Origin of the sequence: Spiroplasma endosymbiont of Danaus chrysippus (assembly GCF_902809815.1) — a bacterium.
GTDB lineage: Bacteria > Bacillota_I > Bacilli_A > Mycoplasmatales > VBWQ01 > Spiroplasma_E.
Window position 1 is genome coordinate 93,769 of record NZ_CADDIL010000005.1, and the last position, 11,606, is coordinate 105,374.

Annotated in this window: 21 protein-coding genes; 1 reads left to right on the plus strand and 20 read right to left on the minus strand. The window is 21.8% G+C overall.

Translation table 4 applies throughout. The features are described from left to right. Nucleotides 1-252 precede the first annotated feature (252 nt). Nucleotides 253-1,248, minus strand: coding sequence for an IS3 family transposase (locus tag SPIRDC1_RS07110; RefSeq protein ID WP_174481190.1), 996 nt, complete (start codon nt 1,246-1,248; stop codon nt 253-255). Between the two features lie 1,085 nt (nt 1,249-2,333). Between SPIRDC1_RS07110 and SPIRDC1_RS07115 the strand changes: the two genes are divergently transcribed. Beyond that, nucleotides 2,334-3,776, plus strand: coding sequence for a hypothetical protein (locus SPIRDC1_RS07115; RefSeq protein WP_174481191.1), 1,443 nt, complete (start codon nt 2,334-2,336; stop codon nt 3,774-3,776). Between the two features lie 260 nt (nt 3,777-4,036). Here SPIRDC1_RS07115 and SPIRDC1_RS07120 read toward each other — a convergent pair whose 3' ends face one another. From SPIRDC1_RS07120 to SPIRDC1_RS07205, 19 genes are all read right to left on the minus strand, one after another. Beyond that, nucleotides 4,037-5,275 carry an IS256 family transposase gene (locus SPIRDC1_RS07120; RefSeq protein ID WP_174479940.1) on the minus strand — a complete coding sequence of 413 codons (1,239 nt, stop codon included), beginning with the start codon at nt 5,273-5,275 and terminating at the stop codon, nt 4,037-4,039. Nucleotides 5,276-5,485: 210 nt separating this feature from the next. Further along, nucleotides 5,486-5,953, minus strand: a complete 468-nt coding sequence (locus SPIRDC1_RS07125) for a retropepsin-like aspartic protease (protein WP_174481192.1) — start codon at nt 5,951-5,953, stop codon at nt 5,486-5,488. After that, nucleotides 5,941-6,210, minus strand: a complete 270-nt coding sequence (locus tag SPIRDC1_RS07130) for a hypothetical protein (RefSeq protein WP_174481193.1) — start codon at nt 6,208-6,210, stop codon at nt 5,941-5,943. Before SPIRDC1_RS07130 ends, SPIRDC1_RS07125 begins: the two co-directional genes overlap by 13 nt. A gap of 47 nt (nt 6,211-6,257) precedes the next feature. Beyond that, entirely contained in the window at nt 6,258-6,413 is a 156-nt protein-coding gene (locus tag SPIRDC1_RS07135) for a hypothetical protein (protein WP_174481194.1), read from the minus strand. A 3-nt stretch (nt 6,414-6,416) separates the two neighbouring features. Then, nucleotides 6,417-6,695 carry a hypothetical protein gene (locus SPIRDC1_RS07140; RefSeq protein ID WP_174481195.1) on the minus strand — a complete coding sequence of 93 codons (279 nt, stop codon included), beginning with the start codon at nt 6,693-6,695 and terminating at the stop codon, nt 6,417-6,419. 3 nt (nt 6,696-6,698) lie between these two features. Further along, entirely contained in the window at nt 6,699-6,881 is a 183-nt protein-coding gene (locus tag SPIRDC1_RS07145; protein ID WP_174481196.1) for a hypothetical protein, read from the minus strand. Further along, nucleotides 6,881-7,081: a hypothetical protein gene (locus tag SPIRDC1_RS07150; RefSeq protein WP_174480441.1), complete on the minus strand. Its 201-nt coding sequence runs from the start codon at nt 7,079-7,081 to the stop codon at nt 6,881-6,883. Before SPIRDC1_RS07150 ends, SPIRDC1_RS07145 begins: the two co-directional genes overlap by 1 nt. Before the next feature lie 105 nt (nt 7,082-7,186). Then, nucleotides 7,187-7,756, minus strand: a complete 570-nt coding sequence (locus tag SPIRDC1_RS07155; protein WP_174480440.1) for a hypothetical protein — start codon at nt 7,754-7,756, stop codon at nt 7,187-7,189. Next, nucleotides 7,749-7,916, minus strand: a complete 168-nt coding sequence (locus SPIRDC1_RS07160; protein WP_174480439.1) for a hypothetical protein — start codon at nt 7,914-7,916, stop codon at nt 7,749-7,751. Before SPIRDC1_RS07160 ends, SPIRDC1_RS07155 begins: the two co-directional genes overlap by 8 nt. Further along, a complete protein-coding gene (locus SPIRDC1_RS10350; protein ID WP_255495900.1) occupies nt 7,909-8,037 on the minus strand; it encodes a hypothetical protein in 129 nt (42 codons plus the stop codon). The genes SPIRDC1_RS07160 and SPIRDC1_RS10350 overlap by 8 nt, the downstream gene beginning before the upstream one ends. After that, a complete protein-coding gene (locus tag SPIRDC1_RS07165; protein ID WP_174480438.1) occupies nt 8,037-8,174 on the minus strand; it encodes a hypothetical protein in 138 nt (45 codons plus the stop codon). The genes SPIRDC1_RS10350 and SPIRDC1_RS07165 overlap by 1 nt, the downstream gene beginning before the upstream one ends. Further along, nucleotides 8,167-8,892: an ERF family protein gene (locus SPIRDC1_RS07170; protein ID WP_174480437.1), complete on the minus strand. Its 726-nt coding sequence runs from the start codon at nt 8,890-8,892 to the stop codon at nt 8,167-8,169. Before SPIRDC1_RS07170 ends, SPIRDC1_RS07165 begins: the two co-directional genes overlap by 8 nt. Beyond that, a complete protein-coding gene (locus SPIRDC1_RS07175) occupies nt 8,892-9,068 on the minus strand; it encodes a hypothetical protein (protein WP_174480553.1) in 177 nt (58 codons plus the stop codon). Before SPIRDC1_RS07175 ends, SPIRDC1_RS07170 begins: the two co-directional genes overlap by 1 nt. 15 nt (nt 9,069-9,083) lie before the next feature. Further along, nucleotides 9,084-9,290, minus strand: a complete 207-nt coding sequence (locus SPIRDC1_RS07180; protein WP_174480552.1) for a hypothetical protein — start codon at nt 9,288-9,290, stop codon at nt 9,084-9,086. Between the two features lie 5 nt (nt 9,291-9,295). Continuing rightward, nucleotides 9,296-9,478, minus strand: a complete 183-nt coding sequence (locus SPIRDC1_RS07185; protein WP_174480551.1) for a hypothetical protein — start codon at nt 9,476-9,478, stop codon at nt 9,296-9,298. Continuing rightward, complete coding sequence (locus SPIRDC1_RS07190) at nt 9,468-9,626, minus strand: hypothetical protein (RefSeq protein ID WP_174480550.1); 159 nt, start codon at nt 9,624-9,626, stop codon at nt 9,468-9,470. Before SPIRDC1_RS07190 ends, SPIRDC1_RS07185 begins: the two co-directional genes overlap by 11 nt. Nucleotides 9,627-9,760: 134 nt before the next feature. After that, nucleotides 9,761-10,249 carry a hypothetical protein gene (locus SPIRDC1_RS07195; RefSeq protein WP_174480549.1) on the minus strand — a complete coding sequence of 163 codons (489 nt, stop codon included), beginning with the start codon at nt 10,247-10,249 and terminating at the stop codon, nt 9,761-9,763. 352 nt (nt 10,250-10,601) lie between these two features. Beyond that, nucleotides 10,602-11,111 (minus strand): hypothetical protein, encoded by a 510-nt coding sequence (locus tag SPIRDC1_RS07200; protein WP_174481197.1) that lies wholly within the window; start codon nt 11,109-11,111, stop codon nt 10,602-10,604. 4 nt (nt 11,112-11,115) lie between these two features. Then, nucleotides 11,116-11,598 carry a hypothetical protein gene (locus tag SPIRDC1_RS07205; RefSeq protein ID WP_174481198.1) on the minus strand — a complete coding sequence of 161 codons (483 nt, stop codon included), beginning with the start codon at nt 11,596-11,598 and terminating at the stop codon, nt 11,116-11,118. Nucleotides 11,599-11,606 lie beyond the last annotated feature (8 nt).

The following is an 11,606-nucleotide window of genomic DNA, read 5'->3' on the forward strand; positions in this document are numbered from 1 at the left end:
TTATTTATATCAAAAATAGGAGTAAACATCAATGATTTAAAAGGAGTTGAAATATAATTATAAATCTTCTAATCAATTTTCTATATTTATTAATCAAATATGATAGTATTTAGTTAAACTTGATATGAGTTTTTAATATGAGTTTTTAAATATGAGTTTTTAACCTATTATTTTTATTTAAAAATAATAGGTTTTTATTTAGAAAAATGGGTGGTTAGCCCTAAATACTGGACCACTTTTGGATAGACAGTTTTAAATTTTTATTTGTGAAATTGGTGGTTTTAGAAATTTAGAATGTATTCTTTCGTAATTATAAAACATAATATATTGGTTTACATCATTTATAGCTTCATTGAGAGAAAAATATTGATTTGAACCTTTAGGTAGTCATTCTTGAGATAAATGAGAAAATCAGTTTTCAGATATTACATTGCCACCAATATCATAAGGTTGTTTTTTGCTTAAAATTATTTGCTTATCAGCAGCTCAATTTGTGATGTCTTGACAATAAAATTCGTTGGCGTTATCTGAGTGTAAAATAACGTTTTTTACTTGGTTTCAAGAGAATTGTTGATTTATTTTTTCAAGTGCAGGAAGGATTAAATCTTGATAGGATTTGTTTGAACATGTATTATAGCTTACAATATTATTTGAATAAAAATCAATAATTATAAAAAGATATAATCAACCTTCTTTAGTATTTATTTGTTTAGTGTCCATTGATCAAATTTGATTTGAAGAGGTTGTACTTTTATAATCTTTGTTTACTTTATCCATTGTAGGTATTCACTTATTTGGATTTTTTTTGTTTTTAGGATAGTTATTTTTAGTTTGTTTTAATCCTTGAAGATTGTGATCTTTCATAATTTTTCGCATTTGTTTTGTTGATAATTCTAGATTTAAAATAATATGTTTGTATTGTTTTAATCATTCTTTAAATGCTGAAAAAATTCGTAAATAGCCATAAATTTGTCCTTTTCTTGTAAAATGAAATTCAAGTAAAAGTTGGCATAATTCTTGATATTTATGTGTACAATTACTAATTTGATTTTTTTCTTTTTTAATAGGGTTTTGTTTGTTTTTTACAAAATAATATGTTGATCGGTTTAGTTGAAGATGTTGGCAAAGATATCTAATTGAATATTGGTTTTTGCTATCATCAATAATTTGAATTTTTTGTTTGATATTTAACTTGTTAATTACTAATGCTATTTGTTTAATTTTATCCATTATTAAAAATCCTTTCATGTCAAAATTAGTGTTAATTGTATAACACAATTGTTTTTCGAATACATTCAAGTTTTTTTTAAATTAATGGTCTAGTAAAAAGGGCTAAGTAGCAAGTAGCAANATTTTTATTAATATAATTTAAAAATTCCTAACTACTTAGGTTTAGATTTATTAAATTTTATAAATTTAAACAAATATTTTTAATTTATTAATTCTTGCTTGTTTTAATTTTAATAAATTAAAAAATGCTTCTTTTGAATAAATTTTTGCATTATTATTAGATATTGATTTTATTAAATGATAAACATCACTTTCAGCACTACAACCAATATTTCAAATAGCATTTTGATTTTCAATACCTTTTTTATTATTTTTAAAATATTCATATATTTTTTCATCAGCATTATTTTCTTTTAAATAATCTAATAATTTATAATAATTACCATTTAAAAATAATTTATAATAAGCATAATTTAATTTTTTATTATTTTCTTTTGTTCTTTTACCTTTTCCTACAATAAATACTTGTTTTAATTTTTGTAATGGATGTCATTTATCTACAGCATAATCAATTTTTAAATAATTAGCAGTAGATTTAAGATAAGTTGCACCATCACCAGTTAATTTTAAATTTTCATTAGTATAACCAATAAAAATATTATCTAAATTAGTTATTATAGATTTACCAAATTCTTTTTTAGTAATTCGGGCGCATAACTTTAATGGATAGATTCATAATTGGATAACAAAGAACGATATAACTATCGTTCTTTTTTTGTTAAAAGATTAAAACTTAATAAAACTGTCGTAGAAGTCTAATAGTGAGTACAAAATGTAAATACTTCTATATCAGAATAAAAGAGCATTTAATGTTAAGCAAGTTAAAATGTTACACTGTATCGCTTAATGTAATTATAGATTAAAAAATGAACATTGCCTATTCAAAATTGAAATACAGCAATTGCTCATTTTATGATAAAATTTGAAGACAGAATTAATCTGAACTAGTACTTTGTAAAACAAAGAAACACAGATTACTAAAAAGCCTCTTAGGTATTCCAGTAGGATTTATTATTACTCAAAATTCTCAACAATATAAAAATATGCCATTTTTTAATGGTTTTATGAGTGCATTTTTTGCAAGTAATTTAAGTTCAATTATTGGTAATAATGATAATAATTGATTTATTCCTTTAAATGTATTTAGTAATTCAAGTGAGTTTGCATTAGGTAAAATGTTAGGTTCACATGTTTCAACCACTGCTATGACAATGAAATTAAGTGATAGAGTTAGTGTTTATCCATGAGATCCTACTACTGGTAAGAAATTAAGTGTAAAAGAACAAATAAGTACAGTTGATTTATCACAAAAGAAAAATAATAAAGTTTATATTTTAGCAGAAGATACTGAATTTTTAGATATAGCTTCACCATTTACAAATGAAGATAAAGATTGTCAATGAAATCCTACAAGTAATGGAGTTATTGATGGTTCAAATTATGCTTATATTATTGATACAATTGTAACTCAATCATTACATCAAGGAGAAGAAAGACATACATTTTATAGTGATAATCCTTTTACTTATCAAGGAGATTATAATGAAATATCAGTTGCACAATTTCGTTATAATAATATGGGTTATTTAACTGGTAATGCTTTTAATTGAACAACTTTATATAAATTAAATCATGATGAATATGAAGAAAGTGAAGAAACTACATTTAGTTATCCAGCAAAAATATTACCACCAAGTCCACAAAATATAGCAAAATCAATAATTATTATTCCAAAAAATCCAACCTTAAAAATAGATTTGCCATTAAAAAATGTATTTACTATAAATGGTAGTAGATTAGATTATACACCTGATGATTGAAATGATTATGTTTTTTCAAAAATTAAACCATTACAAATTGATTTAGATATTAAGTCATTATTAGACCCTACATTATTAATTAATACGTTTAACGATTTACAAAGATATTACAAATCAATTGATTTATATATTAGTTGAGAATATGAAACCTATGATTGAAGCGAAGGAACTGAACCAAATAATATTATTTTAGATATTAACCAAACATTTTTAAATAAGACACAAACTATAACAAAATCATTAAATTTAAAAGAATTAAATTATTATTATGACAATAAAATATTGATTAAAAAAGAAGATAATAAAATTATTGATAGAATACATGATTTTCTTTATACTGGTTTAGCAACTATTGGAGTAAAGGTAAATAATATAAATAATTTATATAATTTATTAGATTCAAATATTAAAGTAAAAAGAGACCAATACCATGATTGACAAGGATGAGTAGAAGCATTAGAAATTCCACAAGATAATAGTTCAATGTATTTAGGTTTTAAAAAAATAGATAATAATTTAAAATTTCAAATAGAATTATTTCCTATATATTTGCAAGGAAACGGACAAGGATATTTCGGTGGTATTGGTAAAGTTAGTAAACAAAAAATTATTGCTACAAAAAGTATAACCTTAATAATTTCAAAAATTATATTAAATTCTAGATAATTATTTTATAAATATGTTATATTTTAATTGTTTAATTGTTTATTTTTTTAAAAGGAGTTTAAAATTGGATAGAAGTATAATTATATTAATAATAGTACTAAGTTTTATTGGTATTGTACTTATAGGTGCTTATATAATTCTCCCTATATGTTTTTGAATACAAGATAAAAGAAATAAAAGAAAAATAAAAAAAGATGAAACGGTACAATCTTAAAATAAGAGGCTTTTTAGTAATCTGTGTTTCTTTGTTTTACAAAGTACTAGTTCAGATTAATTCTGTCTTCAAATTTTATCATAAAATGAGCAATTGCTGTATTTCAATTTTGAATAGGCAATGTTCATTTTTTTGTGATATTTTCAATTGCTAAGTAAAAAATTTTAAAAACTGCCATATCATTAGGAAAAACTTTTTTATTTCTAATAACTTTTCGTAATTGGCTATTAACAGATTCAATAGCATTTGTAGTATAAATTACCCTTTTAATTTCTGCTGGATAACTAATAAAAACCATTAAATTTTCTCAATTTTTATATCAAGATTTAGCAATTTGTGGATATTGTTTATTTCATTTACTTTCAAATGATTCTAAAGCTTGCATTGCTTGTTCTTCACTACATGCTGTATAAATTGGCTTTAAATCGATAACTAGAGACTTTCGATGTTTGTATGAAACATATTTTAAGCTATTTCTAATTTGATGAACTATGCATAATTGATGTTCAGTTTTAGGATAAACTGATTGTATTGCCTCTGACATGCCTGTTAAATTATCACTACAAGCAATAAGAATATCATTTAAGCCTCGATTTTTCATTTCTGTAAAATTATTTAATCAGAATTTAGCACCTTCATTTTCACTAATTCATAAACCTAAAACATCTTTTTTACCTTCTAAATCAACTCCTAAAGCTATATAAACTGATTTGTTAATAATACGTTTATCCTGACGTACTTTAACTACGATACAATCAAAATAAATGATTGGATAAACACTATCTAATGGACGATTTTGCCATGCTTTGACATCATCAATGACATCATCAGTAATTTGACTAATTACGCTTTCGCTAATATCTGCGCCATCATATAACTCTTGCAACTGCATTCTAATATCTGATAAAGTCATACCTTTTGCATATAGTGAAAGAACTTGTTGATCAAAACCATCAAATCTTCTCTGTCTTTTTGTGATTATTACTGGTTCAAAATTACTATTGCGATCTCTTGGTACATCAATTTCAATTTTACCTTGTTGAGTTATTAATTTTTTTGATGTTGTACCATTACGAACATTGTCATTATTACTGCGTTGATTTCTTTCGTGTCCTAAATAATTTTGCATCTCAGAATTCAACATTTTTTCTACCAATCGTTTAGTTAATTCTTTATATAAGCCTCCCTCTTTAAAAACTGTTGTTAAATCCTCAGTATTTTCTAATAATAAATCTACTGCTTTTGATATTGGATCATTGTTATTAAGATTATCTTTTTTAGCCATCTGTAACTCACTCTTTCTAGATATATAAATTATATTTACTAGAATTAATTAAACATAGTTATTTTTGTAAGTCACACAGATTACTAAACATTCCCTAAAATAATGTATAATAAGATTACTTACTTATGTAAGTATATGAAATAAAAAGTTCTTACTGTTCTGTTGTTAGGTTGGCACCTAATTAAAAAGTTACCTTATTGGTAACTTTTTTTATATTGAAAATATGAATGCATTTCCGCTTATAGTTAAATGACCTTCAGCAATTTCTGGTACTCCTAATAATACTTCATATTCTTCATTTTCAAATACTTTACTATCCATACTACCAGCTCTTATAGGTATAAGAAAAGCATTATTTACAACATCAAACTTTCCTTCAAAATCAAGCCTTATTTTTTCATCAATTTTTATTCCTAAAAATATTTCATATAAATTTACTTCTTTTGGTTTATCATATATATTACTAAATCCAATTTTTCCGTTAGGAATTAAATTTAATTCTTTTACTAATTTCATTGAAATAAAAGACATACTAGAGCCAGTATCAATTAATGCTTTGCAATCTTTCATAGGTTTATTTCTATCAATATCGATAATTCCGTTTTGATTATTTGGTAATCCCACTACAACATCTATAATAGCTCTATTATTTTTAAATTGTTTTACTATTCTTCCCATTTTAACCCCACTAATTCTGTATTATTAAGTTTTTCTTTTGCTAATAGTTTTTGAATTGAAAATGGTTGATCATGAAATTTTTTATGTCCTTCAATACTTACTTCTTTATATGTTTCATAAAAATTAACTATATTTTGACTTTTTAATAAAGCATAATAGCCAATTTTATCTGGATTTTCTTTAATTAATTTTTCTTTATTTTTTTTAAATCATTCATAATTTTTATCAACTTCTTCTTGATATTTATCTTTTGTCATATTTTCACCACCTTCCATATATTACCATTTTTATAAATATTTTAATGTTATTTTTTATGTTTATTAGTTATTTCATTTAAATTTTTACTTAAATTTAAATAATTATTAATAATTTTATTTAATACTTTTTGTTCATTAGTATCTAATTTATTACTTATTTCATTAGTAAATTCAATAAGTTTTTCTTCAATTTCTTTAGTCATTATTTACTCCTTATTATAATTTAATCTTTCTTCTTTTGTTTTTGGAAAATGATTATATGCACACATTTCTTGATTATCTAATTTAATAAATACTCTAATTTCTTCTGGATATTGTTTATATGATAATACTTTTCAATCTGCTAATTCATAACCTAATAAAGTACGGTCATCATCTAATTCACTACTTCCACCATTTCATGAAAAATATATTTCTGTATTTTTTGTATATATTTTAAAAACATTATACTTATCACTATATTTTAAAAAGTCTCATAAATTCATTATTTACTCCTTATTTTTTATTTCTTTTATTTTATTTTTAAATTGTTTTTTATGAAAATAACACATATTAAAAAATTGAATTACACTATCTTCTATATTTAAAGTTTTTAAAGTAACTAATACTTTACTATTACAATCTTTAACAATACATTTAAGTAATACTTTTTCTTTTTTTTGTTTTTGCATTATTTAACTTCCTTAATTTGTTTTATGTTTCATTCAAAATCTTTTGAACAAATTTCATCACACATATTACATTTTAAATGTATAGAACATAAACAATGTAAAGATATACCAATATTACATCCTTCGCATTCAGTAAATCAATCTCAATTATCACATAATGATTTTGTATAATGTAATTCTTTTATTTTTTCTTTACTCATTTTTATTCTCCTTTTCTTCATCACACATATCACATTCTCCAAAATAATAATATTCTACGTTATAATAAATATAATGTTTACATGGTTTTAAATTATCTTTATTCATTATTTATTCTCCTTATTTAAATAATATCAACCAATTAATAAACTATCTGCTTCATCATGATTTGATATTTTTATATTTCAATTATTTTTTTTTATTAAATTTTCACACATAAACAAAGAAATATTTTTATCTCATTTATAATTTATACCATTTACAAATGTAATAGCAGAACAATATTTATCATTTTTTACATATCATTTCTTTCATTCACTTGGACTTATTAACATATCTTTTGTTATTAATTTATTAAATTGTCCAGCAATAAAACCACGTAAATGTTCTTGTGTTTCATAACCAATTCCATTTTTTGAATGAAAAGTACCACGTTCAATAATTAAATCAAAATTATTTTTAGAATTATTTAACTCATCTTTTAATTCTAAAGTTCCATATACAACATAATGCATATCTCTATTAAAATTATCAACACCATTTTTTTTAAAACTACAACTACTAATTAATATTGGTTTTCATATATATTTATATGTATCACAATATATTTTCTTTTCTCATAAAGTAAATCCAGTATTTTTTATACTTGGGTCAATTGAAAGTAAATAATTAGTCATTATCAAAGTCTCCATTTTCTATTTTTTCAATTCAATCTTCTACTTCAAATAATTTTGCTTGTAAATATAAAATCTTATCACTATTTGTTGATTGAGTAATTTTATCCCACAATAATTTATATCTATCACGCAGTGCGTTAATTAATTTTTCTTTATTCATTATCAAATTCACCCTTTTTTATAGAATCTATAATACTAATAAATGCTGCTTTTGCTCATCAATTATCACCAGTAAGTTTTAAATATTCATCTAATTTTTTAATTAATTTTTCTTTATTCATTATTTATTCTCCTTATTTTTATTTAAATATTTATTTTCTACATTTTCAGATAAATTATTAACAATTATTTCTAAACATTTAAGACATCAATTTTTACTTAAAAATATTCTTTTATTACATGTTCTACATTTATTCATAATTTCTATACTCATTTTTATTATTATTTTTTAAATTTTTAAATCTTTCACGAATTTCTTTAAATTTATCAAATAAAGTTTTTAAATAATTTTCACCCATTAATATTAAAAAATCTTTATTATTACTTGGATTTAATCTTTCCATATCTTCTCTGATACATTCATCAAATAAAACTGTATTTGTAATCATATATTTTTCAAAATAATCTAATTGTTTTTCACTTGGTTCTCATTTTTCATTTTGTATTTTTATATTATTATTAATATAATTATTTTGTGGTTTATTATTTTGTATTAAATTAACATTATCATTATCTGGGTCAAGTTCATCTTCACTTAATAATAATAAATTCATTAAAAAATATCTATAAGCATAAGTTTCTGCACTCCCTTTTGCTTTTGCTATATCTGTATTTTTAGCACAAGCAAGTATATCAAAATATTTATTTTCTTTATCATTATCTAAATCAATAATTGTATATCTTTTAAAATAAGTTATTTCTACTTCTTTAGTATCTAAATAATTAATTTTTCTATCAGTTGTTAATATATCTTCATGTGTAATAACAATATTTAATTCTTTACATAATAATTTAAATTTATTAAAAATATCACTTAATAATCAATATTTATAATTACCAAATTTATTAAAACCATTTTTAGGTGTACTACCAATTTCTAATTGTAATTTAAGTATTTTTTTATATAAATTATTCATTATTTATCACTCTTTCTATTTATTGCATTTTTAATTAAATTCTTTACAAAACTATTAATTGTAATATCTTCTTCTAAACACATCTTTTTTAATTCATAATAATCATTTTTATTTAATCTAATATGAATTTGTTTAATAATTAAATCTTCTGGTTTCTTTTTTGGGGCTGCTACCATTTCTATTCATCTCCTTTAACCTTTAAAAATTCTTTTATAATCAATAATTACTTGTTCTAATTTATTTACATCTTCATATATAAAATAATCATTACTAATTTTTAAATCCCCATCATTATCAATTTCAACTTCAAAATCTTCATATTTACTATTAAATTCTTCTTGTAATTCTTCAAATTTTTCTATTAATTTCATTGCATTTTGTAATTCTAATCTATTCATTATTTTTACACTCCTTTAAAATTTTCTAATTGTAATTCATTAATATAATATTCATATAAGTAATCTCAATTATTAGATGTTAAATACATATCTTCTTCAATCATGTCATCAATACATTTATTACAATAATATGTATTTTCAATTTCACTAAATCAAATATATTTTTCATTATGGATATTACATTTCATCATTATCACTCATTAATTTATAAAAACATTTATTACAAGTTCTATTTGCAAATGATGAATTTTTATGACAAATATCACATGAACCAAATATTTTTTCAATTTCTTCATATTTTAAATATATTCTTTTATCTTCTTTTAAATTCAACATAATTAATTACTCTCTTTCTATAATTTTTAATATTTCTTGTATTTCAATATATTTTTTATTTTTAAGTAATTTTTCATTACATAAATTTTTAATTAATTCTATTTTTTCAACATTTAATAACATATTAATTTCCTTTAATACTTTAAATAAAATATTTTTTCATTATGAGTATTTATATCTTTCATTGGTGTAACAATATAATTTATTGCTAAATCATTATCATTATATGGATTATTTATTTTAAAACTTTTCATATCTTGTTCTCATGTAATGTTATATTTAAAACATTCTTGATTTTTATCATTTGTAAAAATATAATAACCATTATATTGTTCATAAAATTCACAAGATATTAATTCATTTTCATTTGTAGTAATATCTGAAATATTTTTAATATATTTTAAAATATCACTACCTTTAATACTTTCAATATCTTTTGTAATTGATTTTTTACCTAATTTATAATTAAAATCTTCAATTATTTTTAATGTTATTTTTTTATTATTTTGATTAATAATAGTATCTTTAATTGGAAATCATGTTTCATATTCACCAATTTCTAATAACATACCTTTAGTTGTTTCTCTAACTTTATTTTTAATATCTAAATTAACATTAATCATTACAAATCCTTTCTACGTATAAGCCTTATCACCTACAGTGATAAAAGGCTTATATACTACTAACTAAATACTTCTACTACTATACGTATAGGCTTATTGCTACTATAGGTAGCAAAAGCCTTGGGGGTAGGAGGTCTGGAGGGAGGGGGAGAAAAAAATATCAAATTTTAAAAGAGCAACACAAAAATTACTATTGGTTAATTCCAGCACAATAGCCTAAATAATTTTTTATTTAGTTATGTAATAATTAATTACTTTAATAAAGTGCTGGTTTAATAAAATAATTAATTATAATTGTTTAACAATTAAAAATGAGAGTTTTATCTCTCATTTAAGTTTTTATTAAATCTAACTAAGGTTGCAATACGTCCGGATTAGTTGGTAATGCAATATTAATAATTCCATTATCTTTTGCTGTTTTAACTGCTAATGATAATAATTTAGCAACTAAATATATTTCTACTGATTTTGCTTTTGCATCAATTCAACTTGATGCTAAACTATCTGATACAAGAACATTACCATCTTCATATCTTGCACCTAATCTTTTTAAATCAAGTGTTTCTTCTTCAAAATTAATTTCTTTCTTTTTATCTAAAAGAATTTGAATTGTATTTAATGCTGTTTGATTATTAGCTCCAGCACCTGCTGTATAATCTTCAGTAATATTTCTTTTTGTAATATTATAAATAGCAGTACCAGCATCTAATTGTTCTCTATTTTCTATTGTAGCGTTAATAAGTGCTACTCTCTTAGAAAGCAATACTTTTAAATTTTTAATATATTTAACTGATAAATCTAATTTACCTGTTGGATTACTTGGGTCATTAATTGTTGTTGATTGTGTTGTAATAATTGCCATATTTTTAACCTACCATTCCTATTTTTCTAGTATCTACTTCATCTTCTTTTTCTTCTTTAAATTTATCTTTTACATCTAAAGAATTACTAATATTTGTATTTTTATTTTTATTAAATAAATGTGGAAAATCTTTATTTAATAATGTTAATTCTTCTTCGATATCTTCTTTATCTTCAAGATATCTTTTTAATAAATTAATATTTTCTTGTGATAAATCATATTTTTTATAACTTTCACTATGTCTAATTTCTCTATCTTTATCAGTTTTTTCTTTATATAAAGCATTATATTTTTCTTCTAATTCTTTATATTTTTCTTCTAAAGTTGGTTTTTTAGATTCTTCAGTTTCTGGTTCTTTTTTATCTTCAGATTCAGATTCTTTTTCAGTATTTTCTTCTGATTTTACTTCTTCTTTAGTTTCTTCTTGTTCATCTTTTTCTTTTTCTTCCATACTATTACCTTCTTTCATTTCATTTTCATTTAACATAATTACCA